The following is a 26,871-nucleotide window of genomic DNA, read 5'->3' on the forward strand; positions in this document are numbered from 1 at the left end:
GGCCCGATGTCAGGCGCTGCCCAGCGGCAAGCGGCTGCCGTGCCGCTCGAGCAAGGCCTTGCGGGTCGCGGCGCTTTCCAGCTGATCGAGCCACCAGCGCAGCGCCAGGCCGAGCTGCGGTTTGCGGCTCGTGGTCACGACCGAGGTGTTGCGCCAGGCATAGCCGAGGCGCGCGTGCAGCGGCTGGCGTTGCACCGCCTTGGCGACCAGATGGCCGGCGGCAATGTGTTCGCGCGCCATCTGCTCCGGGATGAAGCCGCAGCCCATGCAGCGCAGCAAAGCCTCGATCTTGGCCTGCATCGACGGCACGGTGAGCACGTCCTGCCCCGGCAGCAGGTTGACGGTGAGCGGCGCCAGCCGATGCGCCGAGTCAGCCACGGCGACGGCGCGGTGGCGCATCAATTCGGCATCGGTGATGGGGTGCGTGGCGGCAGCCAGCGGGTGGTGCGGCGCGACGGCGAAGACGAAGGGCATAACCCCCAGCATCTGCATCTGGACGCCCGCGGGGGCCGTTTGGTCGGCACCCACGCCGATGGCCAAGTCGGCCTCGCCGCTGATCAACGCTTCCCAGGTGCCGGCCATGATCTCGGTGCGCAGCCGCAAGCGCGTGCCCGGTCCGCTGCGCTCCGGGTCGCCGCCTTCGGGCTTGAGCGCGTAAAAGGCCTCGCAGATCTCGAACACCGTCACCCGTGAGATGGCGCCGTCGACCGCCACGGTCAGTTGGGTCTCCCAGCCGGTGGCCACGCGCTTCACCCGATTCGCTACGGCATCTACCTGCTCCAGCAGCCGACGCCCCTCGCTCAGCAGCTCTTCGCCGGCAGCGGTGAGCTTGGCCTGGCGCGATCGGCGGTCGAACAGCAGCACGTCAAGCGCATCTTCAAGCTGGCGCACGTTGTAGGTGAGGGCCGATGGCACCTTGCCGAGCTCGCGTGCGGCCGCAGCAAAGCTGCCGGTGCGTGCGATGACATCCATCATCGCGAGGGCTTCGGGGGTCAGCACATTGCGAGCATTCGACATCGGGCGGGCATCTTGGGAGGCAGGCGTGTTCATCTTATTTGAACGCACGCTTCAACGCGCGGGCCTGCCCATGGGAGCTCTCGAGACCTAAATTCATAGCCTCGAAAGGACGACACACCATGATCAATGTTCGCAAATCGTCTGAACGCGGCTTCGCCGACCACGGCTGGCTCAAGTCGTTTCACAGCTTTTCTTTCGCCGACTACTACCACCCCGAGCGCATGGGCGTGGGCAACCTGCGTGTCATCAACGAAGACCGCATCGCGCCCGGCACGGGCTTCGGCACGCACGGCCACCGCGACATGGAAATCATTTCCTACGTGCTCAAGGGTGCGCTCGGTCACAAGGACGACATGGGCAACGGCACGCAGATCGTGCCAGGTGACGTGCAGCGCATGAGCGCGGGCCGCGGCATCCAGCACAGCGAGTTCAACCACGCGGCCAACGAGACCACGCACTTCCTGCAGATCTGGTTGCTGCCGAACGAGCGCGGCATCGTGCCCGGCTACGAGCAGAAGAGCTTCTCCGACGCCGACAAGCGCGGCCGCCTGCGCCTCGTTGCCAGCCCCGATGGGCGCGACGGCTCGGTGACCGTGCATGCCGACGCCTCGCTGTACGCCGGGCTCTTCAACGGCGACGAGAAGGCCGAGCTGCCGCTCGACGTCCGCCGCAGCACCTACGTGCAGGTGGCCCGTGGATCGTTGAAGGTCAACGGCCGCGAAGCGACGACCGGCGATGCTGTGCTGCTGGACCAGGAGCCCACGCTTCGCCTCGAAGCAGGGCGAGACGCCGAGGTCATCGTGTTCGATCTGGCACCCTGAGTTTTTCGGACAACCAGCAGTAAGGAGGCGGACCTCGGTCACGAGCGTCCGCCTCGCCGCATGGAGGCCTTGCTACAGTGCGCCGCATGGACACTGTGTTGAAGCTCTTCAGCATCTTGCCGTGGTCGGACTGGGCCGCGCTGGCGGCCTTTTTTGCGGCCTGGGCCGGCTACGCCTGGTTCGCACGTGACCGCTCGCAGACCAAGCCCTCGGTGCTGGCCAGCACCAACCGCATCCGCCGCCTGTGGATGATGCAGACCACCTACCGCGAGGTGCGCGTGCTGGATGGCGTGGTGATCCAGAACCTGTCGACGAGCCCGTCGTTCTTTGCCTCCACCACGATCCTCGTCATCGGTGGGCTGCTTGCGGTGCTGAGTACCAGTGACAAGGCCAGCGAACTGGTGCGCGAGATTCCGTTCGCCGCGCGCACCTCGGTGCTGATCTTCGACCTCAAGCTCGTGCTGCTGCTGGTGATCTTCGTGTACGCGTTCTTCCGCTTCACTTGGTCGATGCGCCAGTACACCTTCGGCGCGTTGCTGATCGCCGCCGCACCCGAAGCCAAGCAGCTCGAGGCGCTTGGGGCAGTCGGTGAAGAGCAGCGCCAAGCCTTTGCCAAGAAGGCAGGCGGTGTGGTGGGCATGGCGGCTGAGACCTTCAATGACGGCTTGCGCGCCTACTACCTGTCGTTCGCCGCGGTCGGGTGGTTCTTCTCGCCACTGATCTTCATGCTCGCCACGGCGGGCGTGATCTACATCCTGTTCCAGCGCGAGTTTCGCTCCGACGTGCTCGAGGTGCTGAACTCGTGAAGCCTGAGCAACAGAGCTAGCGCTGCGGGTCGAGCGCGGGGTCGAGCGCCTCTCGTTCGTCAAAGACGAAGCAGTCGCCGTCGAAGTGGGCGCCACCCACTTCTTCGAAGTACTTGAGGATGCCGCCGTCGAGCTGCACCACGTGCTCGATACCGGCCTCGGCCATGAAGATCGCGGCCTTCTCGCAGCGGATGCCGCCAGTGCAGTAGCTCACCACGCGCTTGCCTTGCAGTTCGCCGCGATGCGCGAGCACCTGGGCCGGGAACTGGCTGAACTTGTCGATCTGCCAGTCGATCGCGTCGCGGAAGCGGCCGTGGCCGATCTCGAAGGCATTTCGCGTATCGAGCGTGACCACCGGCCGGCCCTCATCGTCCTGCCCGGCGTCGAGCCAGCGTGCCAGCGTCTTGGCATCCACTGCGGGCGCACGGCCTTCAGTCGGCTGGATCGTCGGGTGGTTCATGCGAATGATCTCGCGCTTGATCTTCACCAGCAGCTTGCCGAAGGGCACGCTCTCGGACCAACTTTCCTTTGGCTCCAGCGGCGTGAAACGCGCGTCTTCGCGCAGCCAGGCCACGAAGGATCGCAGTTTGTCGGGCGCTCCGGCCAGGAACAGGTTGATGCCTTCTTCGGCGAGCAGCACCGTTCCCTTCAAGGCCAATGCCTCGGCTTGTGAGCGAATGCTCTCGCGCAAGGCAAGCGTGTCCGTCAAGGGGACAAAGCGGTAGGCCGAGATGTTCAGAATTGGTTTCACACCTTGATTTTACGGAGGCGACGCGTCCCTAAAATGCCCGGATGGCCTTCATTCACCTGCGCACCCACACCGAGTTTTCTGTTGTCGACGGCACCTTGCGCATCGACGAGTTGGTGGGTGCGGCCGCAGGTGATGGCCAGGCCGCGCTTGCCATCACCGACCTTTCCAACCTCTTCGGTACCGTCAAGTTCTACAGCACCGCACGCAAGAAAGGCGTCAAGCCGCTCATCGGTGCCGATGTGTGGATGGAGCCGACCGAAGGCGACAAGCAATCCAGCCGTTTGCTGCTGCTGGTGCAAAGCAAGACTGGCTACCTGAATCTCTGCGAGCTGTTGTCGCGCGGCTGGCTCGATGCATCGGCTCGTGGCCAGGCGTGGCTCAAGTGGGAATGGTTGACGGCGTTGAACGAAGGCTTGATCGCGCTGTCGGGTGCGGAGCAGGGTGCCATCGGCCAGGCCCTGATGGCGCAGGACACGCAGCGCGCACAAGCCGTCGCAGCGCGACTGGCAGCCACGTTCCCTCAGCGGTTCTACATCGAGGTGCAGCGCGCCGGCATGCCGAGCAACGAAGCGCATGTGCGTGCGGCAGTGCCGCTGGCGGCAGAGATGAAACTGCCGGTGGTGGCGACGCACCCGGTGCAATTCCAGACCCCCGAAGACTTCGAAGCGCACGAGGCTCGTGTCTGCGTGGCCGAAGGCGAGACGCTCACCAACCCCCGACGCGTCAAGCGCTTCACCCGCGAGCAATACTTCAAGTCGCAGGCGCAGATGGAAGCGCTGTTCGCCGACTTGCCGAGCGCGGTGAAGAACACCGTCGAGATCGCGCGGCGTTGCAGCCTGTCGCTGGTGCTGGGCAAGCCGCAACTGCCCGACTTCCCGACGCCCGAGGTGAACGGCGAACGCATGGCGCCGGAAGCCTACTTCCGCTACGCCTCGCACGAAGGGCTGAAGGAGCGGATGGTCCAGCTCTACCCCGACGAGGCCGAGCGAGCGAAGCAGCTGCAGCGTTATGTGGATCGGCTCGAGTTCGAGATCACGACCATCCTGAAGATGGGCTTCCCGGGCTACTTCCTGATCGTGGCCGACTTCATCATCTGGGCCAAGAACAACGGCTGCCCGGTGGGGCCGGGCCGGGGGTCGGGTGCCGGCTCGCTCGTGGCCTATGCACTGAAGATCACCGACCTCGACCCGCTGCGCTACAACCTGCTGTTCGAGCGCTTCCTGAACCCGGACCGTGTGTCGATGCCCGACTTCGACATCGACTTCTGCCAGGGCAACCGCGACCGCGTGATCGATTACGTGAAGGACAAGTACGGCCGCGATGCCGTGAGTCAGATCGCGACCTTCGGCACCATGGCCGCCAAGGCCGCGCTGCGCGACGTGGGCCGCGTGCTCGGCATGGGCTACGGCCACGTCGACAGCATCGCCAAGCTCGTGCCGGCGCCGCCCGGCAAGACGGTGACGCTGCGCCGCCCCGGCGACAAGCCCGACCCCGGCGTCATCTATGCGCGCGCCGAGGCGCCCGAGATCGAGCAGCGCGAGAAGAACGAAGAAGAAGTGGCGGAGCTGCTGTCGCTCGCCGAACGTGTCGAAGGCATCGTGCGCAACATCGGCATGCACGCCGGGGGCGTGCTGATCGCGCCGGGCAAGATCACCGACTTCTGCCCGCTCTACATGCAGCCCGGCAGCGACAGCGCGGTGAGCCAGTTCGACAAGGACGACGTCGAATCCATCGGCTTGGTGAAGTTCGACTTCCTGGGCTTGGCCACGCTCACCATCCTGGAGATGGCGAAGGATTTCATCCGCGCGCGCCACGCCGACCAACGCGACTTCAGGCTCGAGAACATCCCGCTCAACGACCGCGGCGCCTACCGGCTGATGAGCGAAGGCAAGACCGTTGCTGTGTTCCAGCTTGAAAGCTCGGGCATGCAGCGCATGCTGCGCGACGCCAAGCCCAGCGTGTTCGAGGACATCATCGCGCTGGTGGCGTTGTACCGGCCGGGGCCGATGGACCTGATCCCCAGCTTCTGTGCGCGCAAGCACGGCCGCGAGGAAGTGGATTACCCGCACCCGCTGATGAAAGAGGTGCTGGAAGAAACCTACGGGATCATGGTCTACCAGGAGCAGGTGATGCAGGTCGCCCAGCGCCTGGGTGGCTACTCACTCGGCGGCGCCGACTTGCTGCGCCGCGCGATGGGCAAGAAGAAGCTCGAGGAGATGGTGGCCCACCGCGCCACGTTCGCCGAAGGTGCAGCGAAGAACAACATCGCCGAGCCGCTGGCCAACGAGATCTTCGACCTGATGGAGAAGTTCGCGGGCTACGGCTTCAACAAGTCGCACGCCGCCGCCTACGCCTTGCTCGCCTATCACACGGCGTATCTCAAGGTGCACTACCTGGCCGAGTTCACCGCGGCCAACATGAGCGTGGCGCTCGACGACACCGACAAGCTGAAGATCTTCCACGACGACGCGTTGATGATGGGCCTCACCTTCGAGCCGCCCAACGTCAACACCGGCACGCATCGCTTCGAGCCGGTCAGCGACAAGGTCGTGCGCTACGGCCTGGGTGCCGTGAAGGGCACGGGGCAGAGCGCGATCGAGGCCATCGTCAAGGCTCGCAATGAAGGCGGACCGTTCAAGAGCCTGTTCGACTTCTGCGCGCGCGTGGATCGCAGCCGCATCAACAAGCGCACGGTCGAGGCGCTGATCAAGGCCGGCGCCTTCGACCTGCTGCATGCAGAGCGTTCGATGATGGTGGCGAGCATCGGCCTGGCCTTCGACTTTGCCGACACTCAGGCTGCGCACGCGGACCAGGGCGGCTTGTTCGACTTCGGCGACTCCCACGCCGCGTCGACGCAGGAGCCCGATCTGGTTCATGCCGAGCCGTGGAGCATCAAGGAGCGCCTGAGCCTGGAAAAGGTGGCGCTGGGCTTCTATCTGTCCGGCCATTTGTTCGACCAGAGCGAGACCGAGGTGCGGCAATTTGCGAAGCGGAAGATCGCTGACCTCATCGACTCTCGCGAGCCGCAGATCCTTGCCGGCATCGTGGGCGACTTGCGCGTGATCAACGGCCAGCGCGGCCGCGTCGCGATCTTCAAGCTCGACGACAAGAGCGAATACATCGAAGCCGTGGCCAACGAAGAACTGCTCAACGCCAACAAGGAGCTGCTGAAGGACGACGAGCTGATCATCGTGCTCGGCAAGGTGCAGCCCGACCGCTTCTCGGGCGGAATGCGGCTCAACGTTCAGCAGGTGTGGGACTTGGCCACCGCGCGCTGCCGCTTCGGCAAGTACCTGCGCGTCGAAGTGAATGGCAGCGTGCCGCCGGTGGCAGAGGTGCTGCGAGAGTTTCCGAGCCGCCGCATCACCACCGAGCAAGGGCCGGTCGCGCAAGGCCTCGGGGTGCGGCTCGTGCTGCAGCGTGATGCTGCGAGTGGTGAGCTCGACCTTGGCGATGAAGGCCGCTTCTTCCCGACCGACGCTGCGCTGGCGCGTTGGCAGGAAGGAAGCCATGGCAAGGCCAAGGTGGTTTACGAATAGAAACCTGGCGGCGTCGGCGAGACAAGGACCGCGGGCGTTGTAAGAGGGTCTCGTCCGTAGATCACAGGAGCTAGCAATGAGAAAAATTTACCTGGCCTTGGTGCTGGCCGCCGCAGCAGCGCCCGCACTGGCCGCCGATGTCGGCGTATCGGTCAGTGTCAACCAACCAGGGGTCTACGGCCGCATCGACATCGGCCAAGCTCCGGTGCCGCCGGTGGTGGTGTACCGCCAGCCGATGATCATTGCGCCGGCTCCGGTGGCGGTGCAGGCTCCGCCGCCGATCTATCTGCACGTGCCCCCGGGGCACTCCCGCAATTGGCGCAGGTACTGCGGCCGCTACAACGCGTGCGGCCAGCCGGTCTACTTCGTCCGCGAAGATTGGTACCAGCGCCACTACCACCGCGGTGACGACCACCGTGACAACGACCATCACGGGCATGGTCATGGCCACGACGACCATCGCCATGAAGGCGGTCGCGAGCGCTGAGTTGATCAAGGGGCACAGTTCAAGTGCGCCCCTTTTGTGGCAAGCCATCCAGCGCTGATCGCAATGGTGGCTAGCCCGCAGCTTGTCTTCCGTCAGGCCTGTCTACACTGCGGGGCATGCCAAAAAAGACGACGGGTCTGATCCTCACGGGCGGTGGTGCTCGGGCCGCCTACCAGGTGGGCGTGCTGAAGGCGATAGCAAAGATTCGGCGTGACGCTGCGCCCTGGGAGCGCAGCAACCCGTTCCCGGTGATCACCGGCACGTCGGCCGGGGCCATCAATGCCGCGGCGCTGGCCTCGCATTGCGACGACTTCGACGGCGCCGTGGCCGCGATTGCCGAGGTGTGGGAAGACTTTCGCGCAGAGCAGGTCTACCGCAGCGACACCATCGGCGTCATCCGCACCGGCGCACGCTGGCTGACGATGATGTCTCTTGGCTGGGTCATTGCGCGTTGGCGCCGCGCGCGCCTGCGTTCGCTGCTGGACAACTCGCCTCTCGAAGAGCTGCTGAACAAGATGGTGGCGGTCGATCGGCTGCATGGCGTCATGCAGTCCGGCCACCTGCAGGCGCTGGCGGTCACGGCATCGAGCTACAGCTCGGGCACGCACGTCACTTTCTACGACTCCGAGAAGGAGTTCGTGCCTTGGAATCGCTCGCAGCGGGTGGCTGTGCGGGTGCCCATCACCGTGGGGCACCTGATGGCCTCAGCGGCGATTCCGTTCGTCTTCCCCGCGGTGCCCTTGCCCTTCGATGGCGAGACCGAGTATTTCGGCGACGGGTCGATGCGCCAGTCGGCGCCGATCTCGCCAGCGGTGCACCTGGGCGCGACGCGCATCCTCGTGGTGGGTGCCGGCCGCATGCATGAGCCGCCGGGCAAGCGGAAGGTCAGCAGCACCTACCCGAACTTTGCACAGATCGCCGGCCACGCCTTGTCCAACATCTTCCTGGATGCGCTCGCGGTGGACGTGGAGCGCTTGCAACGCATCAACAACACGCTTGGCCTGTTGCCGCCCGAGGCGCTGGCATCGACCAGCCTGCGGCCGATCGAGGTGCTGGTGATTGCGCCGTCGCAGCGTCTGGATGATCTGGCGGCCAAGCATGTGAATGCATTGCCCACGCCCATTCGTGCTTTGCTGCGCGGCGTCGGTGTCACCGGCAAGACCACCGATACGCGCGGCGCCGCGCTGGCTAGCTATCTGCTGTTCGAAGCAGCGTACACACGTGAGCTGGTGGCGCTGGGCGTGTCGGACACCATGTCGCGGCGTGACGAGGTGACTGCCTTCTTCGGCTGGGAGCGGCGCTCCAAGCCTCGTGGCGGCCCGATCGCCGACAGCGACTATCACACCACCGAGCTGGAATGAAAGCGGCCTGCAGGCGATGTGCCGTGCAGGCCGTGTTCGAAGAGCAAACGCGGGTTACTTCTTCTTCGCTGGGTTCTTGGCCGCGGCCGGAGCTGCTTCGAAGCTTGCGCCGTTGACCGTCAGGCCTTCCTTGGACAGCTTGGTGGCCGTGCCTTCCTTGATGCCCTTCACGCGGCTCATCAGGTCAGCCCAGTCCTTGAACGACGACTTCTTGCGCTCGTCGAGGATGCGTACCGACACCTTGGTGCCGATGCCCTTGACGGATTCGAGTGCGGCTTGGTCGGCCTTGTTCACATCGACCGCAGCGAACGCGGCAGTGGTGGCGAACAACATGACGAGCACGCACAACAGCTTCTTGAACATGACATAACTCCCTTGAGATCTTGTTGTGGAGTGCGGCCTTTCCGCACCCCTGGCGGGACTGTAGTCATGCAGAGCATGTTTGCCATTCCCCTTGGGGAGGGCCACCGAAACGGGGCTGTGGGAGGCCGCCTTTCGGGTGGGATGCGGTCAGGCGATCTCAGGCCTTTTGCTGGCCCAGCCACTCGACGTAGCGGGCCACGCCGGTCGCCACATCACCGAAGCGGTGGTCGCAACCGACCGCGCGCAGCCGCGTCATGTCGGCCTGCGTGTAGCACTGGTACTTGCCGACCAATACGTCAGGGAAGGAGATGTACTCGATAAGACCAAGCTTCACCAGCTCGGCCAGCGGTAGCGCAGCTTCGCCCTTGGCAGCGCGGGATGCGTTGACCACAGCCACGGCGACGTCGTTGAACGGTTGGGCGCGGCCTGTGCCCAGGTTGAAGATGCCGCTCTTGCCAGGGTTCTGCAGGAACCACAGGTTGACCGCCACCACGTCGTCGACCGAGATGAAGTCGCGCGTCTGGCCGCCGGCGCCGTAGCCACCGTATTCGCCGAAGAGCTTGACCTTGCCCGCTTCGCGGAACTGGTTGAAGTTGTGGAAGGCCACCGAGGCCATGCGCCCCTTGTGCTGCTCGCGCGGGCCGTAGACGTTGAAGTAGCGGAAACCGGCGACCTGGGTCGTTGCTGCAGGCAGCATGCGGCGCACGACGTTGTCGAACAGCAGCTTGGAGTAGCCGTAGACATTCAGCGGCTGCTCGAAGGCTGGCTCTTCGCGGAAGGTGTCGCTGCCGCCATACGTGGCAGCCGACGAGGCGTACAGCAGACGCGTGCCCTGGATCTGGCAGGCGTCCAGCAGCTCTTTGGAACAGCGGTAGTTGGTGTCGAGCATGAAGCGCCCGTTGTGCTCCATGGTGTCGGAGCAGGCGCCCTGGTGCAGCACCGCATCGACCTTGCCGAAGTCACCGCGTGCGAAGCGGGTGTAGAACTCGGACTTGTCGAAATAGTCGCTGATGCGTGCGCCCAGCAGGTTGCGGTACTTGGGGCCATCGGTGAGGTCGTCGACAGCGATCACATCATCGTGCCCCAGCGCATTGAGACCATGAACGATGTTGCTGCCGATCATGCCGGCGGCGCCTGTGACGACGATCTTCATGCGAACAACTCCTCGTAGCTCACGCTGGCGGTGCCGAACTTGCCGACGACGATGCCGCCCGCACGGTTGGCGATGGGCAGGGCATCGCGCAGCGTGACGCCGCAGGCCAGCAGGGCGGCCAGCGCTGCGATGACGGTGTCGCCGGCACCGGTGACGTCGAACACCTCGCGTGCCTGCGCCGGCACCCGGGCTTCGCCTTCGGCGTCGAACAGCGACATGCCTTCTTCCGATCGGGTCACCAACAGACCCGTCAGGCCGAGTTTCTTGCGCAACGCTTCCGCACGCTCATGGAGCTGCGTTTCGCTGCTCCAGTTGCCGACGACCTGGGCCAGCTCGGCTCGGTTGGGGGTGATGACGGTCGCACCGGCATAACGCGAGTAGTCGCTGCCTTTGGGGTCGACCAGCACGGGCTTGCCGGCCTTGCGCGCCAGCTCGATCATGCGCGGAATGTGCTCCAGCCCGCCCTTGCCGTAGTCGGAAAACAGCACGGCGTCATGCGCATCCAAGGCGCGCTCGAAGTCGCCCAGCATGCTCGCGAGCACCTCGTGGTCGGGCGTGTTCTCGAAGTCGACGCGGATCAGTTGTTGCGAGCGGCCAATTACGCGCAGCTTGACGATGGTGTAGAGCTGCGGGTCGTGGCCCAGCAGCGTCTTCACGCCTTGCTGTTCCAGCAGCTGCTGCAGCTTGCGGGCGGGTTCGTCCTGCCCCACCACGGTCAACAGCGTGACCTGCGCGCCGAGCGTTTTGGCATTCAATGCCACGTTCGCAGCACCGCCCAGGCGTTCTTCTTCGCGATTGACGCGTACCACCGGCACCGGTGCTTCGGGAGAGATGCGATCGACGGCACCGAACCAGTATCGGTCGAGCATGGCATCTCCGACCACCAGCACGCGAGCGGCTGCCATGCGATCGCGGGTGATCTTGGTTGAACTCATCACAAATCCTCCAGCCGTTGTGGTGGGTAGCTGTCCCAGCTTAGGCAGCCGGGACATTGCCAGAAATAATGCTGCGCCTCAAAACCGCAGGCGGCGCAGCGGTAGCGCTGCAAGGGTTTGGCAGCGCGGGTCACGGCCGTGCGCAAGCTTTGCGCTTCCTCGGTGCTGAGGCCAGTCCCTTCGCTCGTCATCTGACGCAGCAACTCCTGGGCCGCCGAGAGGGTGGGCTGCTCTTGCAGGTGAGCCAGCAAGCGATGGCGCTGGGCGGCCGGCGCGGGGTCGAGCGTGGCGATTGCGGCCAGCAAGTCCATTGTCGGTGCGCGCCGATACAGAGCCTGCAGACGGTCCAGCGCAGCCGCTTGTTCGCCGGCGGCAAGGGCGCTGGCCGCGTACTCGCGGGTCACCAGGTTGAAGGCGGTCGGGTGGGCGGCGAGCAGCTCACCCCACAACTGCAGCGCCTGCGCATGGTCACCACGGCTGTGGGCGCGCTGGCCCGCCAACACGAGCGGGCGGGCCGCGTTGGGTGCTGCGGCACGGGCATTGCGAAGTGCTTCGTCGGCCTGTGCGGCCTGCTGACGGGCATCGGCTTCGAGCGCGATCTCGCACCAGTAGTGCGCGATGCGCGCAGCAAACGAAGCCGTGCCGCTGTGCTCGAGTTTCTGGGCCACATCGACGGCGGCGCGCCAGTCGCGTGACCGCTCGTGCAAGGTGAGGAGGGCGAGGCGCGCTTCGGTGTCAAAGGCCGTGCCTTCAAGGGTCTTGTAGGCCTCTTCGGCACGGTCGAACAGGCCGGCTTTCATAAAGTCTTGTGCCAGGGCGTGCTGCGCTCTGTCGCGCTCGGCCCGGGGAAGGTCGGCGCGGCTCACCAGATGCTGATGGACACGCACCGCACGTTCGTATTCGCCTCGGCGGCGAAAGAGATTGCCGAGCGCGAAGTGCAGGTCGGTGGTGTCGGGGTCGTGCTGGACGGCCTCGATGAAGGCGTCGATGGCCTTGTCCTGCTGCTCGTTCAGCAGCAGGTTGAGGCCCTTGAAGTACGCCTTGGGCGAGTCCTTCTGCTCACGCTTCCATTGCCACAGGTCCATGCGCGAGCCGATCCACCCCAGCGCGAAGGCGATGGGCAGGCCGAGCAGCAGCCATTGGAGGTCAAAGTTCATATTGCAGGAGTCGGGAGTCGGAGGGAGGCGGCGTGTCGGGCGATTGGGCGTCCAGCGATTCGTCGTCTTCAACTGCGCGACGGCTGCGCGCTGCACGCCGGTGTTGCCACCAGCTCGGCACCATCGCGAGCACGCCGAAGGCGCAACCGAGCGTGAATGCACCCAGCACGATGAACACCATGGGGGCGCGCCATTCCTGGCCGAAAAACCACTTGATGCTGGCTTCGTGCTGGTTGTTCAGTGCGAAAGCGAGCAGGACGAAGAAGAGGGCGGCTCGAATGAGCCAGACAATAATTTTCATTGCAACTCCGGGCCTGATTCTAGAGTCCGGATGTTGATGAAACGCAGGGGCACGGCATGCGCCGTGTACGCCGTCGTAACAGGAACTCGCGTCAGCCCGTGGGCTCGGTGTTCGCTGCAGCGGCTGCTGCTTCTTCGAGGGAAGTCGCCCTGGCGTCCACTGCCTCACGCAGGGCCTTGCCGGGCTTGAAATGCGGAACGAGCTTCTCGGGAATCACCACCTGCTCGCCGGAGCGGGGATTGCGCCCCACACGCGGCGGCCGGCGGTTGATCGAGAAGCTGCCGAAGCCGCGGATCTCGATGCGGTGCCCGCGCGCGAGCGCGTCGGACATGGCATCCAGGATGGTCTTGACGGCGAACTCGGTGTCGCGATGCGTCAGCTGGCCGAATTGCTCGGCCAGCCGTGCGACGAGGTCGGAACGCGTCATTGCTTCCTGTGGACCCGGGCTTCAGGTTTGTGACAAGAACAGCGGCTTAGTTGCCGTCGCCCTTGTTGTCCAGCTTGGCACGCAGCAGGGCGCCCAGGCTGGTCGTGCCGGCGTTCTCACGCTCGCTGGTCTGCGAAAGGCGAGTCATGGCTTCTTGCTGGTCGACGTTGTCCTTGGCCTTGATCGACAACTGGATCGAACGCGTCTTGCGGTCGACGTTGATGATCAGGGCGTTGACTTCGTCGCCTTCCTTCAGCACGTTGCGTGCGTCTTCGACGCGGTCACGGCTGATTTCAGAAGCGCGCAGGTAGCCGGTCACGTCGTCGTTGAGCTGGATTTCAGCGCCACGGGCATCCACCGTCTTGACCTTGCCTGTCACCGTCTGGCCGCGGTCGTTGACCGAGGTGTAGCTGGTGAACGGGTCGGAGTCGAGCTGCTTGATGCCCAGCGAAATGCGCTCGCGCTCCACATCGACGGCCAGCACGACGGCTTCGACTTCCTGGCCCTTCTTGTAGTTGCGAACCGCGGCTTCGCCCGGCTCGTTCCACGACAGGTCGGACAGGTGCACCAAACCATCGATGCCAGCCGACAGGCCGATGAACACGCCGAAGTCGGTGATCGACTTGACGGGGCCCTTGACCTTGTCGCCGCGCTGCACGGTGCCCGAGAACTCTTCCCACGGGTTGGCCTTGCACTGCTTCATGCCCAGGCTGATGCGGCGCTTGTCTTCGTCGATCTCGAGGACCATGACTTCGACTTCGTCGCCCAGCGAGACGATCTTGTTCGGCGCGACGTTCTTGTTGGTCCAGTCCATTTCGGAGACGTGTACCAGGCCTTCGATGCCCGGCTCGATCTCGACGAACGCACCGTAGTCGGCGATGTTCGTGATCTTGCCGAACAGACGCGTGCCGTTCGGGTAGCGGCGCGAAACGCCATGCCACGGGTCGTCGCCCAGTTGCTTGATGCCCAGCGAGACGCGGTTCTTCTCAGCGTCAAACTTGAGGACCTTGGCTTGCAGTTCTTGGCCGACCTGAACGACTTCGCTTGGGTGGCGGACACGGCGCCATGCCATGTCGGTGATGTGCAGCAGGCCGTCTATGCCGCCGAGGTCGACGAACGCACCGTATTCGGTGATGTTCTTGACCACGCCGGTGACGATGGCGCCCTCGGACAAGGTGCTCAGCAGCTTGCTGCGCTCTTCGCCCATCGAGGCTTCGACCACGGCACGGCGCGACAGCACGACGTTGTTGCGCTTGCGGTCGAGCTTGATGACCTTGAAGTCCATGGTCTTGCCCTCGAACGGGCTCATGTCCTTGACAGGGCGCGTGTCGAGCAGCGAACCGGGCAGGAAGGCGCGGATGCCGTTCACGAGAACGGTCAGGCCACCCTTGACCTTGCCGTTGACGGTGCCGGTGACAAACTCGCCGGATTCGAGCGAGTTCTCAAGCGACAGCCATGAGGCGAGACGCTTGGCTTTGTCGCGCGACAGGATGGTGTCGCCGTAGCCGTTTTCGACGGCATCGATCGCGACAGAAACGAAATCGCCAGGCTGAACTTCGAGTTCGCCCTGGTCGTTCTTGAATTCTTCGATGGGCACGTAGGCTTCGGACTTGAGGCCGGCGTTGACCACCACGAAACTGTGTTCGACGCGCACCACTTCAGCGGTGATGACTTCGCCAGTCCGCATCTCCGACTTGTTCAGAGATTCTTCGAACAGAGCGGCAAAGGATTCCATCCCGGCGGGGGCGGCAGTTTGGGTTTGAGGCATTTGGAGTTTCCGGTGCAACTTGCGTTGCGGGTTAGGTTGCTGAAAACCGCTGCTTCAGCGTGCCGGAGCTTGGGGGACAAGACGGCACAGGAGGGGAAGCAGCGGGCTCGTTGTTCGGACGCTTCTCTTTCGAGGTGAGCTCAGCCGAACGGCTGACGACTTTGCCACCAATTCAGCACCACCGCGACGCATTCGTCGACCGTGAGCGCCGAGTTGTCCAGCACCATCGCATCTTCGGCAGGCTTCAAAGGCGAAACGCTGCGCGATTGATCGCGAGCGTCACGCGCTTCCAAATCGGCGCGAAGACTGTCGATATTAGTCGAAATTCCCTTAGAAATCAATTGCTTATGTCGCCGTTCGGCGCGTACGGTGGCGCTCGCGACGACGAACACCTTGAGGTGGGCACCGGGGAAGATGACGGTACCCATGTCGCGCCCATCGGCCACCAACCCGGGCAGGCGGCGGTGGGCGAGTTGAAGCTGAAGCAAGGCCTCGCGCACGGCGGGCCATGCCGCGACCTTCGAGGCCATGGCGCCCACGTCTTCCCGCCGCAACTGGTCGCTGACCTCGACACCGGCCAGCCAGATGCACTGGTCCGCGAACTTGAGCTGCAGTGACGCCGCGGTGCGGGCCAGTCCGGATTCGTCCGTCTCCACCACGCCGGCCTGCATGGCGGCCAGTGCGGTGGCCCGGTACAGAGCGCCGGAGTCGAGGAAGTGATAGCCCAGGGACTGCGCCACGGCGCTCGCGAGCGTGCCCTTGCCCGATGCGGTCGGGCCGTCGATCGTGATGACGGGGATGGTTTGGGTTGCGGCTTGGCCCACGCCGAACAAGGCTTCGAAGTAGTCCGGGAAGGTTTTGCCGACGCAGCGCGGGTCCAGCACCCGAACGGGCAGGTTAGCGGGGTTGAACGCCGCGAGCGAGAAGCACATCGCGATGCGGTGGTCGTCGTAGGTATGGATTGCGGCGGCGCGCCATGCGGTGGGCGGGGTGACTTCGATGAAGTCGGCCCCTTCGGTCACCTGCGCACCGAGCTTACGCAGCTCGGCGGCCATGGCGGCAATGCGATCGGTTTCCTTGACGCGCCAGCTGGCGATGTTGGTCAGCCGCGTTGTGCCCTGCGCGTAGAGCGCCATCACGGCCAGCGTCATCGCGGCGTCCGGGATGTGGTTGCAATCGAGCTCGATCGCCCGCAAGGGCCATTGGCCGCGCTTGATCTGGAGCCAGCCGGGGCCGCTGCTGACGTCGGCGCCCATGGCGCGGGCAGCGTCGACGAAGCGGATGTCGCCCTGGATCGAATCGCTTCCCACGCCTTCGACGCGGATGCTTCTGCCCTCGTGCGCTGCGATCGCTCCCAGCGCGATGAAGTACGAGGCCGACGACGCATCGGCTTCGACATGGATGTCGCCCGGAGAACGGTAGGCGCTGCCCTGCGGAATGACGAATCGCTGCCAGCCTTCGCGCTGAACCTCGATGCCGAAGCGGGCCAGGAGGTTGAGCGTGATCTCGACGTAGGGCTTGGAGATCAGCTCGCCCACCACGTCGATCGTGACGGCGTTGTCGGTCGTTACCAGGGGCAGGGCGAGCAGCAGCGCGGTGAGGAACTGGCTCGACACATCGCCTCGCACGCGGATCGGTGCGCGCGTGTCGATGGTCCCAGCGCCCAGGCGCAGCGGCGGGAAGCCGTCGTTGGCGAGGTAGTCGACATGACAGCCGAGCTGCCTCAATGCGTTGACCAAGTCACCGATCGGCCGCTCGTGCATGCGCGGCACGCCCTTGAGTTCGAAATCACCGCCTTGCGTCGCCGCCAGCACCGCGAGTGCGGCCGTCAGCGGCCGCATGGCCGTGCCTGCATTGCCGAGGAACAGGCTGGCCTGGCGCACCTGGAGCTGCCCGCCGAGACCGGTGATGCGGACCACATCACCCGCCGCCTCCACGGTGCAGCCCAGCTGGCGTAGTGCGGCCAGCATGACCTGTGTGTCGTCGGAGTCGAGCAGGTCGCGGACGATCGTGGTGCCGCGGCTCAGCCCGGCCAGCAGCAGGACGCGGTTGGAGATGCTCTTGGAGCCGGGAAGGCGCACGGTGCCGTCGGCGGACAGCAGCGGCGGGATGTCGAGGAACGGCGTGTTGAACATCGGGGCAGGACGCGCACCAGGCGCAGAGAGGTCAGCGCGAAGAGCCGGGCTTGGTGGCACCCATTTGCCAGTTGGCACGGGCATCGGAGGCGCTGCGGATCAAGTCTTCCAGCGCCTCGACGTTGCCGGTCTTGATGACGTGCTCGAGCGCGTCCAGCGTGTGACGGAAGCGCATCGATTGCTTGAGGATCTCTTCGCGGTTCGACATCAGGATGTCGCGCCAGACCTCCGGGTCGCCGGCGGCGATGCGGGTGAAATCCCGAAAGCCCGGGCCGGCGAGCGACAGAAAGTCGCGCCCTGCCGGTTGCTTGGCCACCGAATTGAAGAACGCGAAGGCCAGCATGTGCGGGAGGTGGCTCACCGCAGCGAACGCCGCGTCGTGATTCTCGGGCGTCATGCGCAGCACCTGCGCGCCGATGGCCGACCACACATCGGTGGCCTTTTGCACCAGTTCCGGCGAGGTTTGCGGCAGCGGCGTGATGATGACCTGGCGGCCGGCATACAACGAAGCGTCAGCATGCGACACGCCCGACACTTCCTTGCCGGCGATCGGGTGGGCCGGCACGAACGACCCCACGCGCTCCTTGAGCACCCGGCGAGCGGCGTCGACGACGTCCCTCTTGGTCGAGCCGACGTCCATGAAGAGCACGCCGGGCTCCACCATGTGGCGAATCGCCTTGAAGGTGGATTCGCTGGCCGACACCGGCACGGCCATCAGCACGATGTCGGAGCCCGACACGGCGAGCAGGGCTGACTCAGCCGTGTCGTCGATTACGCCCATCTTCTTGGCGCGTTCGGTGGTGGATGGCGACTTGCTGTAGCCGATCACCCGCTTGACGAGCCCAGCCCTCTTGAGTGCAAGCGCGAAGGAGCCGCCCATCAGGCCGCATCCGATCACCCCAAGCTGGTTAAACATGGTTTCCTTCGTAGGAGCCCAACCACGCAAGCGAAGCGATGCGTAGATGAAGCAACAACTCACGGAACGGGCTTCGCCCGGCTGTCGAGTTGGCGCCCCCTCGGGGGGCAGGAGCGTAGCGACGTGGGGGCTTCATTTCTCTAGTGCACGTCGATCGGATAGGTGCCGAGCAACTTGAAGAAGGCGCAGGCCTCGCGCAACTCGCGCAACGCGGTGGCTACGTGAGGTTGGTCGGGGTGACCCTGCAGGTCGATGTAGAAGTAGTACTCCCACTGGCCGGAGCGGGCGGGGCGCGACTCGAAGCGCGTCATCGACACGCCGTGAACCTTCAGTGGCACCAGCATGTCGTGCACGGCACCGGGCCGGTTGGTGACTGAGACGACCAGGCTTGTGCAGTCGTGGCCCGATGCCTTGGGCTGAGGATGGCGCTGCGGGTGGGTGACCACGGCGAAGCGGGTGCGGTTGTTGGCTTCGTCCTGGATGGCGGGTGCGATCAGGTGCAGGCCGAATTCGCTGCCGGCGCGGGCGCTGGCGATGGCTGCCCATCGGGAGTCGGTTCCGGCGAGTCGCGCGCCTTCTGCGTTGCTGGCGACGGGCCGGCGCTCGGCGTGAGGCAGGTGGGTGCTCAGCCAGCCGTGGCACTGGGCCAGGGCCTGGGGATGGGCGCACACCGCTTCGATGCCATCGAGCGAGTTGTCGCGCCTCAGCAGGTTGTGCTGAACGAAGAGACTGGTCTCGCCGATGATGAAGAGGGGCGTCGTGAGAAAGAGGTCGAGCGAACGGGTGACCACGCCTTCGGTCGAGTTCTCGACCGGCACCACGCCGAAATCGGCAGCCCCGGTCGAGGTGGCATGGAAGACTTCGTCGAAGCTCGCGCAGGGCATCTTGACGATCGACGAACCGAAGAAGCCGAGCGCCGCCTCTTCGCTGAAAGTGCCGGCCGGGCCGAGGTAGGCCACGCGTGATGGCGTCTCGAGTGCCCGGCAGGCCGACATGATCTCGCGCCAGATGGGCGCCACGCTGTCGGCCTTGAGCGGACCGGGGTTCGCGGTCTTCATGCCGTCGATCACCTGGGCCTCACGCTCGGGGCGGAATGCCACCGAGCCTTCCTGCTTCTTGACCTCTCCCACTTGCTGGGCCAGGCGAGCGCGTCGGTTCAACAGCGCGAGCAGCTCGCGGTCGACCTCATCGATCTGCTTGCGGAAGGCCAGCAGATCGGCATTGGGTTGTGAAGGGGAATCAGCCATGACGTCAGGCAAATTCTCGCATGCTGCCTAGAGAGATGGCTGAGTAAAGGCCAACGGGCGAAGCCGCGTTGGCGTCATTTCTTGGCGGGCTTGGAGGCTGCCGACGCTGCTGGCTTGGCCGCTTTGGGTGCCTTGGAGTCCCCAGGGGCAGTGGCGGGCGCGCCTGCATTGATGATGGCTGCCACCCGTTGCTCGAGCGCATTCAGCTTGGGGTTGATGGTCGGCTCGACGTCGGCGACCAGCTGCTGCACGAACACGTTGGTTAGGTCAGGCAGGTTCTGCTGGAACTTCTTGTAGGCAGGCGATTCGAGCGTGACCAGCAATTGGCGCAGTTCGTCTTCGCTGAACTTCTCTTCGAACACCGGCCCGAGACTGATCTGCCCGATCTTGGCGGAGCGGTCGCGAACCACGGGAACGGCTTCGTCCAGGAACTTGCGCATCTCGCCCTCGATCTGCTCACCCATGGCCTTGCGCTTCTCCGGCGGCACGCGGCTCTGCATGGCGTTGTCCGCCGCGGTCATCATCTGCCGCACCGGGCGCTCGGCCAGGTTGCGTGCCATGTTGTCAAGTGCCGGTTGCTGCAGGGCCACCATGCGTTGCACCAACTCCTTCTTGGCGGCGCTGGCGGGCGCATTTGGAATGGGCTGGTTCTGGGCGTGTACCAGGCCGGTACCGGTCAACAGGGCCAGGCAGGCCAAGCGTTTGAGAGCGAAAAGACGCGTCATTCTTCAGTGCCTTCAGTGGGGGGTTCGTCACCCGATTCGGGGTTGGCGTCGTTCTCTACGATGCGTTGCAGGCCGCTCAGCTTGGCACCGTTGTCCAGTGCGATCAGCGTCACGCCTTGTGTGGCGCGGCCGAGTTCACGGATCTCCGAGACACGGGTGCGTACCAGCACGCCCTTGTCGGTGATCAGCATGATCTCGTCGGCCGGGCGAACGAGTGTGGCGGCCACGACCTTGCCGTTGCGCTCGGTCTGCTGGATGGCGATCATGCCCTTGGTGCCACGGCCATGGCGGGTGTACTCGACGATGCTGGTGCGCTTGCCGTACCCGTTTTCGGTGGCGGTGAGCACGCTCTGCGTTTCGTCTTCGGCCACCAGCATGGCGATCACGGTCTGGCCTTCGCCGAGGTCCATCCCGCGTACGCCGCGGGCGTTGCGGCCCATGGAGCGCACGTCGTCTTCGTCGAAGCGAACGGCCTTGCCGCCGTCGCTGAAGAGCATCACGTCGTGCTTGCCGTCGGTGAGGGCAGCGCCGATCAGGTAGTCGCCTTCGTCGAGGTCGACGGCGATGATGCCGGCCTTGCGCGGGTTGCTGAACTCATCGAGCGACGTCTTCTTGACCACGCCCTGCGCCGTCGCCATGAAGATGTAGTGGTCGGCCGGGAAACTGCGGAAACCGTCAGTCAGCGGCAGCACTACGTTCACCTTTTCGCCGGCTTGCAGCGGGAACATGTTGACGATGGGGCGACCGCGCGAGGTGCGCGAGCCCTGCGGCACTTCCCAGACCTTGAGCCAGTACACGCGGCCCTTGTTGGTGAAGCACAGGATGTAGTCGTGCGTGTTGGCGATGAAGAGCTGGTCGATCCAGTCGTCTTCCTTCGTCTGAGCCGCCTGCTTGCCGCGGCCACCACGCTTCTGCGCGCGGTATTCGCTCAGCGCCTGGCTCTTGATGTAGCCGGTGTGCGAGAGTGTGACCACCATGTCGGTGGGTGTGATCAGGTCCTCGGTGCCGAGGTCTTGTGCGTTGTGCTCGATGGTGCTGCGGCGAGCGCCGACCTTCGTCTGGCCGAATTCGAGCTTGATGGCAGCGAGCTCGTCGGAAATGATGGTCGTCACGCGGGCTGGTGTGGCCAGGATGTCGAGCAGATCGGCGATCTGCGCCATCACGTCCTTGTATTCGTTGACGATCTTGTCTTGCTCGAGCCCGGTCAGGCGCTGCAGGCGCATCTGCAGGATTTCGCCAGCCTGGTCGTCGGACAGGCGGTACATGCCGTCGGTTTGCATGCCGTATTCGCGCGGCAGGCCTTCAGGCCGGAATGCCTCACGACCGCCAGGCGTCTCGCCTTCAGCACGCGAGAGCATCTCGCGTACCAGCGACGAATCCCAGCTCTTGCTCATCAGCGCAGCCTTCGCAATGGGTGGCGTGGCCGAGGTCTTGATGGTCTCGATGAATTCGTCGATGTTGGCCAGAGCGACGGCAAGGCCCTCCAGCACGTGGCCGCGCTCGCGCGCCTTGCGCAGCTCGAACACCGTGCGGCGGGTGACCACCTCGCGGCGATGCTCCAGGAAGATAGCGATCAGGTCCTTCAGGTTGCACAGCTTGGGCTGGTTGTCGATCAGCGCCACCATGTTCATGCCGAAGGTGTCTTGCAGCTGCGTCTGCTTGTAGAGATTGTTCAGCACGACCTCAGGCACCTCGCCACGCTTGAGCTCGATGACGACGCGCATGCCCGACTTGTCGGACTCGTCCTGGATGTGGCTGATGCCTTCGAGCTTCTTCTCGTGAACCAGCTCGGCCATGCGCTCGAGCAGGTTTTTCTTATTCACCTGGTACGGAATCTCGTCGACGATGATGGACTGGCGGGCGCCCTTGTCGATGTCTTCGAAATGGCATTTCGCGCGCATCACCACTTTGCCCCGGCCGGTGCGATAGCCGTCGCGCACGCCGCTGGTGCCGTAGATGATGCCGGCGGTGGGGAAGTCAGGCGCGGGGATGATCTCGATGAGTTCGTCGATGCTGGCGTGAGGGTTTTTCAGCAGATGCAGGCAGGCATCCACCACTTCGTTGAGGTTATGCGGCGGGATGTTGGTGGCCATGCCGACGGCGATGCCACCTGAGCCGTTGACTAGCAGATTGGGCAGGCGCGAAGGCAGCACCAGCGGCTCTTTTTCCGAGCCGTCGTAGTTGGGTCCGAAGTCGACGGTTTCCTTGTCGAGGTCGGCCAACATTTCGTGGGCAATCTTCGACAGGCGGATTTCGGTGTAGCGCATGGCCGCCGCGTTGTCGCCGTCGACGGAGCCGAAGTTGCCCTGCCCGTCGATGAGCATGTGGCGCATCGAGAAGTCCTGCGCCATTCGCACCGCGGTGTCGTACACCGATTGGTCACCGTGCGGGTGATATTTACCGATCACGTCGCCGACGATACGGGCCGACTTTTTGTAGGGTCGGTTCCAATCGTTGTTGAGCTCGTGCATCGCGAACAGCACGCGCCGGTGCACTGGCTTCAGACCATCGCGCGCGTCGGGCAGTGCGCGCCCCACGATCACGCTCATCGCGTAATCCAGATACGAGCGCCGCATCTCCTCTTCAAGGCTGATGGGCAGGGTTTCCTTGGCGAACTGGGTCATTCGTGGTGGGCAGCAAAGCCTTAGAGACAGGCACTGGCGGGCCTGCGAGCGCAATCGGTCATTCTAGTTGCTGTGAATCCTGTCGCCGTCACGCAACATCGCTGCAGTACAGAGAGTGCATCTGGTGCAAAACTCTGTGTGTTGAATACCCTATGGCACAATCGCGCGTCGGTGGGAAACACCCGAAGTACTTGGGGTTTGCCAGTACTTTCCGATTCCGGTTTAGACGTTTCGCTAGAACATCTGCACCTTTCCCTTGAGAGGAGAATCATGAAGAAACTGAATAAGGTCGCATCGCTCTTTGCATCGGCCACACTTGTTGCGATGGCCTCCACCGCCATTGCACAAACCACGCCCACGGGCGCGGACAACTGGGTCAGTGGCTCCGGTCTGCCTTGGAAGAATGGCAGCAACGAGCTCTGCTGGCGCGATGCCAACTGGACCCCGGCCACTGCCAATGCAGCCTGCGATGGCGCACTGAAGCCGCCGCCTCCTCCTCCCCCGCCTGCTCCGGCTCCTCCGCCTCCGGCACCGGCTCCGGCACCTGTCGCTCCGCCGGCTCCGGTCGTCGTTCCGGCCGCTCCGGTCAGCGAAAAGGTCACCTTCGCTGCAGACGCGTTCTATGACACAGGCAAGTCGGTTCTGAAGTCTGATGCCAAGGCCAAGCTGGACGATCTGGTGAGCAAGACGGCTGGCATGAACCTCGAAGTGATCATCGCTGTCGGCCACACCGACTCCGATGGTTCCGATGCCATGAACCAGAAGCTGTCGGTCGCTCGTGCAGAGTCCGTCAAGACTTACCTGGTGAGCAAGGGCATCGAAGCCAACCGCGTGTACACCGAAGGCAAGGGCGAGAAGTCGCCGGTCGCCGACAACAAGACCAAAGAAGGCAAGGCAAAGAATCGCCGCGTCGAAATCGAAGTGGTCGGTACCCGCACCAAGAAATAAACGCTTTTGCGTTGATTTCAAAACCCCGCTTCGGCGGGGTTTTTTATTTGCGGGTCGGGTTTTGTGAAAGCCTTCAAATCTCTTGGGTACCATCGCAGCATGCTCAATGCCGACCCCCAAGAACTCGCCAAATTCAGTGAATTGGCCCACCGCTGGTGGGACCCCGAAAGCGAGTTTCGACCGCTGCACCAGATCAACCCGCTGCGATTGGACTGGATCAATGGCCTTGTGCCGCTGCAGGGGAAGAGAGTCCTTGATGTGGGGTGTGGGGGCGGCATCCTCGCCGACTCGATGGCTCGCAAGGGCGCCCAGGTGCTCGGCATCGATCTGGCCGCCAAGCCATTGAAGGTTGCTCAGCTGCACGCTGCAGAAGCGGGCACGCCATCCATCGAATACCGTGAGGTGGCTGCCGAGGCGCTGGCCGAAGAAATGCCGGGGCAGTTCGACACAGTGACCTGCATGGAAATGCTGGAGCACGTGCCCGATCCCTCTTCCATTGTTCAGGCGTGTGCKACTCTCGTGAAGCCCGGTGGCTGGGTGTTCTTCTCCACCATCAACCGCAACCCCAAGTCATTCCTGTTTGCCATCGTGGGCGCCGAGTACATGCTCAAGCTCTTGCCCCGAGGCACGCACGAGTACGCGCGCTTCATCCGCCCGAGCGAGTTGGCGCACTGGTGTCGCGATGCCGGGTTGACGCTGCAGGCCACACGTGGCATGGAATACAACCCGCTGACCCGCCGCTACTGGCTGTCTTCTGACGTCGGTGTGAACTACCTGTTCGCCTGCCGCAAGCCCGAGTGATGGCGCGCTTCCAGGCGGTGCTGTTCGATCTCGACGGCACCTTGATCGACAGCGCTCCCGATCTCGCCGGTGCGGGTAACGACATGCGCCTGGCCCGACGCTTGGCGCCTTTGCCGTACGAGAGCTTCCGCCCGATGGTGGGCGCGGGCGCTCGTGGCATGGTCGGCATTGCGCTGCAAGTCGTTCCGACGGATGCCGAATTCCCTGCCTTGCGTGATGAGTTCCTTGCGCGCTATGAGCAGCGCATGACGCAACTAACCCACGTCTTCGCCGGCATGCAGCCCGTACTGGCCGAGCTGCAAGTGCACGGCATGCCATGGGGCATCGTGACTAACAAGGCGCGCCGCTTCACCGAGCCACTGGTGCGCAGTCTCGGTTTGGACGCGAGCGCGGCCACTGTCGTCTGCGGTGACACGACGCCGCATTCCAAACCTCACCCGGCGCCTTTGCTGGAGGCCGCTCGCCAGTTGGAACTCGATCCGCGGCACTGCATCTATGTGGGAGACGACTTGCGTGACGTTCAGGCCGGCCACGCTGCCGGCATGGGTACTGTGGCCGCTGCCTGGGGCTACCTGGGCTTGGGCGAAGCCATTGCCGACTGGGGCGCAGACCATGTCATCCAAACGCCCAACGAGCTCTTGAAGCTGCTAGCAATGGCCTAAACTAGGTGCTTCCTGGGGCCGACCTGGTTTCGACGCAGGTTCGGAGTTGGTTCAGGGCATGCCGAGCACCAGTTAGCTCGTAAATCCATCTGGAAACGCATTAACTGCAAACGATTCGTCTTACGACGTAAAACTCGCCGCTTAAAACCGGTGAGCTTCGCAACAGCTTGTCTATGGGCTGGGCTTGAGGGGCAACCCAAGAGCTGCGAAGTCATACACATAGGCTCGGTCTGAGTTGCGTCACTCATCACAGACCTAAATCAAGTGGCTCGGGGTGGAAGTAGCGTGCTGCTGCGCGACTGTCACCCTCAAACACAAATCAGACAGCTACGCATGTAGAACTGGCCAGCAATGGTTTGCGGACGCGGGTTCGATTCCCGCCGGCTCCACCAGATGATGATTTGAAGACGTCCCAGAACGTCCCGGAAAATCCTAAAACCCCCAAGTAAATCAACGACTTGGGGGTTTTTTCTTGCCCGGAGGGTGTCAGAACGTCTACTTGAATCTTCGAGCAATATGGGATAACTTTTGGGGTAACTGCCTTGTGCCGAAAAGCAGTTATCCCTAAATGCCCACCCTCACTGACACGCAGATCCGAAACGCGAAGCCCTCAGCGGGGCCGGTTCGCTTGTACGACGATCGCGGCCTCTATCTGGAAGTCAGCCCGAAAGGCGGCAAGTGGTGGCGGTTCAAGTACAGCTTTGACGGCAAGGCGAGATTGCTGTCCTTGGGCACCTATCCCGACACTGGCTTGAAGGCGGTGCGTGACAAGCGTGATCAAGCGCGACGCCTCATCGCTCAGGGCGTAGACCCAAGTGCTGCCCGCAAGGCCGAGAAGGCAAGCCGATCGGAAGCCGTCGTCGATAGCTTCGAAGCTGTCGCGCGCGAATGGCACGCAACGATCCATTTGGAGCAGGTCAGTGCGGGCCACGCCGCGCGCACGCTGATTCGGCTCGAACAGGATGTGTTTCCGTGGCTGGGCGGGTTGCCCGTCGGAGAGATCAAGGCGCCTCAGTTGCTCCAAGCGGTGCGCCGGATCGAAGCGCGCGGGGCGATCGAGACGGCGCATCGAGCGTTGCAGTCGTGCGGCCAAGTGTTCCGGTATGCGATCGCGACCGGCCGGGCCGAACGTGACCCGACGCCCGACCTGCGCGGCGCATTGAAGCCTGTGCTGGTGCAGCACATGGCGGCGATCACTGACCCCAAGCGCGTGGGTGACTTGCTGCGGGCGATCGAAAGCTACAAGGGCATGCCGATCACCCGCGCGGCGCTTCAACTCGCACCCCTCGTCTTCGTTCGCCCGGGCGAGTTGCGCAAAGCCGAGTGGGTCGAGTTCGATCTCGATGCCGCACAGTGGCGCATCCCGGCCGCGCGCATGAAGCGAACCAAGCAGGAGAAGCTCAGCGGCGCAGCGCATGTCGTTCCGCTGTCTCGACAGGCCCTTGCGATCCTGCGCGAGCTGCAGCCGCTGACGGGGCATGGCCGGTACCTGTTCCCGAGCCCCCGCACCGGCGAACGACCGATGAGTGACAACGGCGTGCTCTCGGCGTTGCGGCGCATGGGCTTCCCGAGCGACGAGATGACAGGCCACGGTTTCCGAGCCATGGCCCGCACGCTCTTGGCCGAGCGATTGAATGTCGACGAAGCGGTGATCGAGGCCCAGCTCGCCCACGCCGTGAAGGATTCGCTGGGCCGCGCCTACAACCGGACGGAGTTCCTGGAGCAGCGCCGCAAGATGCTGCAGATGTGGGCCGACTATCTGGACAAACTGCGCACCGGTGCCGAGATCATCCCGATCAAGCGCAGCAGGGCGCGTGGTGTTGACCGACCGCCGACGACCGACAAGATGAACTGACGGAGAGGAGAAGGGTAGCGACAGAGCCCCGCTTCATGCTCGCCGCCAAAGCTTGAGCATCAGCACAGTGGA

Annotated in this window: 23 protein-coding genes and 1 other RNA gene; 10 read left to right on the forward strand and 14 right to left on the reverse strand. The window is 64.1% G+C overall.

Annotation, left to right across the window (positions count from 1 at the left end):
* Window positions 1–9: 9 nt before the first annotated feature.
* Window positions 10–1,017 (reverse strand): LysR substrate-binding domain-containing protein, encoded by a 1,008-nt coding sequence (locus AC1DYS_RS22395; protein WP_477903242.1) that lies wholly within the window; start codon window positions 1,015–1,017, stop codon window positions 10–12.
* Between the two features lie 119 nt (window positions 1,018–1,136).
* Between AC1DYS_RS22395 and AC1DYS_RS22400 the strand changes: the two genes are divergently transcribed.
* Together AC1DYS_RS22400 and AC1DYS_RS22405 are read left to right on the forward strand one after the other, a co-directional pair.
* Window positions 1,137–1,838, forward strand: a complete 702-nt coding sequence (locus tag AC1DYS_RS22400) for a pirin family protein (protein WP_477903244.1) — start codon at window positions 1,137–1,139, stop codon at window positions 1,836–1,838.
* 86 nt (window positions 1,839–1,924) lie between these two features.
* Window positions 1,925–2,644, forward strand: a complete 720-nt coding sequence (locus AC1DYS_RS22405) for a DUF599 domain-containing protein (protein WP_477903246.1) — start codon at window positions 1,925–1,927, stop codon at window positions 2,642–2,644.
* Between the two features lie 16 nt (window positions 2,645–2,660).
* Here the strand turns inward: AC1DYS_RS22405 and AC1DYS_RS22410 are convergent, their stop codons facing one another.
* Window positions 2,661–3,395, reverse strand: coding sequence for a sulfurtransferase (locus AC1DYS_RS22410; RefSeq protein WP_477903248.1), 735 nt, complete (start codon window positions 3,393–3,395; stop codon window positions 2,661–2,663).
* Window positions 3,396–3,436: 41 nt separating this feature from the next.
* Here AC1DYS_RS22410 and dnaE point away from each other — a divergent pair, with 41 nt between their 5' ends.
* From dnaE to AC1DYS_RS22425, 3 genes are all read left to right on the forward strand, one after another.
* The gene (dnaE, locus tag AC1DYS_RS22415; protein WP_477903250.1) at window positions 3,437–6,934 is read left to right on the forward strand and encodes a DNA polymerase III subunit alpha; all 3,498 of its coding nucleotides are present in this window, start codon (window positions 3,437–3,439) and stop codon (window positions 6,932–6,934) included.
* 76 nt (window positions 6,935–7,010) lie between these two features.
* Window positions 7,011–7,421, forward strand: coding sequence for a hypothetical protein (locus tag AC1DYS_RS22420; RefSeq protein ID WP_477903252.1), 411 nt, complete (start codon window positions 7,011–7,013; stop codon window positions 7,419–7,421).
* Window positions 7,422–7,537: 116 nt separating this feature from the next.
* Entirely contained in the window at window positions 7,538–8,782 is a 1,245-nt protein-coding gene (locus AC1DYS_RS22425; RefSeq protein WP_477903254.1) for a patatin-like phospholipase family protein, read from the forward strand.
* A gap of 54 nt (window positions 8,783–8,836) precedes the next feature.
* Here AC1DYS_RS22425 and AC1DYS_RS22430 read toward each other — a convergent pair whose 3' ends face one another.
* The 12 genes from AC1DYS_RS22430 to gyrA all read right to left on the reverse strand — a co-directional run bounded on the left by AC1DYS_RS22430 (window position 8,837) and on the right by gyrA (window position 22,533).
* Window positions 8,837–9,145, reverse strand: coding sequence for a ComEA family DNA-binding protein (locus AC1DYS_RS22430; protein WP_477903256.1), 309 nt, complete (start codon window positions 9,143–9,145; stop codon window positions 8,837–8,839).
* A gap of 157 nt (window positions 9,146–9,302) precedes the next feature.
* Entirely contained in the window at window positions 9,303–10,298 is a 996-nt protein-coding gene (rfaD, locus tag AC1DYS_RS22435) for an ADP-glyceromanno-heptose 6-epimerase (RefSeq protein ID WP_477903258.1), read from the reverse strand.
* Entirely contained in the window at window positions 10,295–11,233 is a 939-nt protein-coding gene (rfaE1, locus tag AC1DYS_RS22440; RefSeq protein ID WP_477903260.1) for a D-glycero-beta-D-manno-heptose-7-phosphate kinase, read from the reverse strand. Before rfaE1 ends, rfaD begins: the two co-directional genes overlap by 4 nt.
* Window positions 11,233–12,390, reverse strand: coding sequence for a lipopolysaccharide assembly protein LapB (lapB, locus tag AC1DYS_RS22445; RefSeq protein WP_477903262.1), 1,158 nt, complete (start codon window positions 12,388–12,390; stop codon window positions 11,233–11,235). The genes rfaE1 and lapB overlap by 1 nt, the downstream gene beginning before the upstream one ends.
* Complete coding sequence (locus AC1DYS_RS22450; RefSeq protein ID WP_477903264.1) at window positions 12,380–12,691, reverse strand: LapA family protein; 312 nt, start codon at window positions 12,689–12,691, stop codon at window positions 12,380–12,382. The genes lapB and AC1DYS_RS22450 overlap by 11 nt, the downstream gene beginning before the upstream one ends.
* Before the next feature lie 91 nt (window positions 12,692–12,782).
* Window positions 12,783–13,118 carry an integration host factor subunit beta gene (locus AC1DYS_RS22455; RefSeq protein ID WP_047483777.1) on the reverse strand — a complete coding sequence of 112 codons (336 nt, stop codon included), beginning with the start codon at window positions 13,116–13,118 and terminating at the stop codon, window positions 12,783–12,785.
* Window positions 13,119–13,164: 46 nt separating this feature from the next.
* Window positions 13,165–14,886, reverse strand: coding sequence for a 30S ribosomal protein S1 (gene rpsA, locus AC1DYS_RS22460; protein ID WP_082000638.1), 1,722 nt, complete (start codon window positions 14,884–14,886; stop codon window positions 13,165–13,167).
* Window positions 14,887–15,026: 140 nt separating this feature from the next.
* Window positions 15,027–17,021: a bifunctional 3-phosphoshikimate 1-carboxyvinyltransferase/cytidylate kinase gene (locus AC1DYS_RS22465; RefSeq protein ID WP_477903266.1), complete on the reverse strand. Its 1,995-nt coding sequence runs from the start codon at window positions 17,019–17,021 to the stop codon at window positions 15,027–15,029.
* 31 nt (window positions 17,022–17,052) lie between these two features.
* A complete protein-coding gene (locus AC1DYS_RS22470) occupies window positions 17,053–17,937 on the reverse strand; it encodes a prephenate dehydrogenase (RefSeq protein WP_477903268.1) in 885 nt (294 codons plus the stop codon).
* Between the two features lie 140 nt (window positions 17,938–18,077).
* A complete protein-coding gene (gene pheA, locus AC1DYS_RS22475) occupies window positions 18,078–19,184 on the reverse strand; it encodes a prephenate dehydratase (protein WP_477903270.1) in 1,107 nt (368 codons plus the stop codon).
* Window positions 19,185–19,258: 74 nt separating this feature from the next.
* Entirely contained in the window at window positions 19,259–19,909 is a 651-nt protein-coding gene (locus AC1DYS_RS22480; RefSeq protein ID WP_477903272.1) for a DUF2059 domain-containing protein, read from the reverse strand.
* The gene (gyrA, locus tag AC1DYS_RS22485) at window positions 19,906–22,533 is read right to left on the reverse strand and encodes a DNA gyrase subunit A (RefSeq protein WP_477903274.1); all 2,628 of its coding nucleotides are present in this window, start codon (window positions 22,531–22,533) and stop codon (window positions 19,906–19,908) included. Before gyrA ends, AC1DYS_RS22480 begins: the two co-directional genes overlap by 4 nt.
* 270 nt (window positions 22,534–22,803) lie before the next feature.
* Between gyrA and ompA the strand changes: the two genes are divergently transcribed.
* From ompA to AC1DYS_RS22510, 5 genes are all read left to right on the forward strand, one after another.
* Window positions 22,804–23,481 carry an outer membrane protein OmpA gene (gene ompA / locus AC1DYS_RS22490; RefSeq protein WP_047483788.1) on the forward strand — a complete coding sequence of 226 codons (678 nt, stop codon included), beginning with the start codon at window positions 22,804–22,806 and terminating at the stop codon, window positions 23,479–23,481.
* 99 nt (window positions 23,482–23,580) lie between these two features.
* On the forward strand, window positions 23,581–24,282 hold the full coding sequence (gene ubiG / locus AC1DYS_RS22495; protein ID WP_477903276.1) for a bifunctional 2-polyprenyl-6-hydroxyphenol methylase/3-demethylubiquinol 3-O-methyltransferase UbiG: 702 nt from the start codon (window positions 23,581–23,583) through the stop codon (window positions 24,280–24,282).
* Complete coding sequence (gph, locus tag AC1DYS_RS22500) at window positions 24,282–24,944, forward strand: phosphoglycolate phosphatase (RefSeq protein ID WP_477903278.1); 663 nt, start codon at window positions 24,282–24,284, stop codon at window positions 24,942–24,944. Before ubiG ends, gph begins: the two co-directional genes overlap by 1 nt.
* A gap of 14 nt (window positions 24,945–24,958) precedes the next feature.
* Window positions 24,959–25,336: a transfer-messenger RNA gene (ssrA, locus tag AC1DYS_RS22505) on the forward strand.
* 176 nt (window positions 25,337–25,512) lie between these two features.
* Window positions 25,513–26,799, forward strand: coding sequence for a tyrosine-type recombinase/integrase (locus AC1DYS_RS22510; RefSeq protein ID WP_477903280.1), 1,287 nt, complete (start codon window positions 25,513–25,515; stop codon window positions 26,797–26,799).
* The last annotated feature ends 72 nt before the right edge of the window (window positions 26,800–26,871 follow it).

It is taken from the genome of Rhizobacter sp. P2_G4 (assembly GCF_056403575.1).

Bases quoted from the DNA above. Each gene is read 5' to 3' on its own strand.
- AC1DYS_RS22395 (WP_477903242.1), bottom strand. From the start codon at position 1,017: ATGTCGAATGCTCGCAATGTGCTGACCCCCGAAGCCCTCGCGATGATG.
- AC1DYS_RS22400 (WP_477903244.1), top strand. From the start codon at position 1,137: ATGATCAATGTTCGCAAATCGTCTGAACGCGGCTTCGCCGACCACGGC.
- AC1DYS_RS22405 (WP_477903246.1), top strand. From the start codon at position 1,925: ATGGACACTGTGTTGAAGCTCTTCAGCATCTTGCCGTGGTCGGACTGG.
- dnaE (WP_477903250.1), top strand. From the start codon at position 3,437: ATGGCCTTCATTCACCTGCGCACCCACACCGAGTTTTCTGTTGTCGAC.
- AC1DYS_RS22420 (WP_477903252.1), top strand. From the start codon at position 7,011: ATGAGAAAAATTTACCTGGCCTTGGTGCTGGCCGCCGCAGCAGCGCCC.
- AC1DYS_RS22425 (WP_477903254.1), top strand. From the start codon at position 7,538: ATGCCAAAAAAGACGACGGGTCTGATCCTCACGGGCGGTGGTGCTCGG.
- AC1DYS_RS22430 (WP_477903256.1), bottom strand. From the start codon at position 9,145: ATGTTCAAGAAGCTGTTGTGCGTGCTCGTCATGTTGTTCGCCACCACT.
- rfaD (WP_477903258.1), bottom strand. From the start codon at position 10,298: ATGAAGATCGTCGTCACAGGCGCCGCCGGCATGATCGGCAGCAACATC.
- rfaE1 (WP_477903260.1), bottom strand. From the start codon at position 11,233: ATGAGTTCAACCAAGATCACCCGCGATCGCATGGCAGCCGCTCGCGTG.
- lapB (WP_477903262.1), bottom strand. From the start codon at position 12,390: ATGAACTTTGACCTCCAATGGCTGCTGCTCGGCCTGCCCATCGCCTTC.
- AC1DYS_RS22450 (WP_477903264.1), bottom strand. From the start codon at position 12,691: ATGAAAATTATTGTCTGGCTCATTCGAGCCGCCCTCTTCTTCGTCCTG.
- AC1DYS_RS22455 (WP_047483777.1), bottom strand. From the start codon at position 13,118: ATGACGCGTTCCGACCTCGTCGCACGGCTGGCCGAGCAATTCGGCCAG.
- rpsA (WP_082000638.1), bottom strand. From the start codon at position 14,886: ATGCCTCAAACCCAAACTGCCGCCCCCGCCGGGATGGAATCCTTTGCC.
- AC1DYS_RS22465 (WP_477903266.1), bottom strand. From the start codon at position 17,021: ATGTTCAACACGCCGTTCCTCGACATCCCGCCGCTGCTGTCCGCCGAC.
- AC1DYS_RS22470 (WP_477903268.1), bottom strand. From the start codon at position 17,937: ATGTTTAACCAGCTTGGGGTGATCGGATGCGGCCTGATGGGCGGCTCC.
- pheA (WP_477903270.1), bottom strand. From the start codon at position 19,184: ATGGCTGATTCCCCTTCACAACCCAATGCCGATCTGCTGGCCTTCCGC.
- AC1DYS_RS22480 (WP_477903272.1), bottom strand. From the start codon at position 19,909: ATGACGCGTCTTTTCGCTCTCAAACGCTTGGCCTGCCTGGCCCTGTTG.
- gyrA (WP_477903274.1), bottom strand. From the start codon at position 22,533: ATGACCCAGTTCGCCAAGGAAACCCTGCCCATCAGCCTTGAAGAGGAG.
- ompA (WP_047483788.1), top strand. From the start codon at position 22,804: ATGAAGAAACTGAATAAGGTCGCATCGCTCTTTGCATCGGCCACACTT.
- gph (WP_477903278.1), top strand. From the start codon at position 24,282: ATGGCGCGCTTCCAGGCGGTGCTGTTCGATCTCGACGGCACCTTGATC.
- AC1DYS_RS22510 (WP_477903280.1), top strand. From the start codon at position 25,513: ATGCCCACCCTCACTGACACGCAGATCCGAAACGCGAAGCCCTCAGCG.